The organism is Streptomyces griseus subsp. griseus (assembly GCF_000720255.1).
Classification (GTDB): Bacteria; Actinomycetota; Actinomycetes; order Streptomycetales; family Streptomycetaceae; genus Streptomyces; species Streptomyces griseus_I.
In genome coordinates, this window is the sequence record NZ_JOJE01000217.1 from 1 (window position 1) to 279 (window position 279).

Genomic DNA, 279 nt, shown 5'->3' on the forward strand with positions numbered 1-279 from the left:
GCGGAGGAACTCCAGATACGGGCCGACGCCCTTGGCGGAGCGCAACACCGCCTGATCGTCGGTCACCTCGTGCAGGGTCCAGTCCATCGCCTCGCCCCAGAACCGGGCCATGGCCCGCGGATCCACGCAGTCGACCACCACCGCGGCGATCGGTCCGGTGTCCCGGTAGCGCTCCCGAGGCTCCAGCACGCAGAACTCGTTGCCCTCCGGGTCGGCGAGGACCGTCCACGGCACATCGCCCTGGCCCACGTCGGCGGGCGTCGCACCGAGGGCCCGCAG

At 72.4% G+C, this 279-nt stretch carries 1 protein-coding gene; it reads right to left on the bottom strand.

What is annotated here, in order from left to right; all coding sequences use genetic code 11:
• Positions 1–279: VOC family protein (locus IG99_RS43855; RefSeq protein WP_037684648.1), on the bottom strand; the 279-nt coding region annotated here is incomplete at both ends.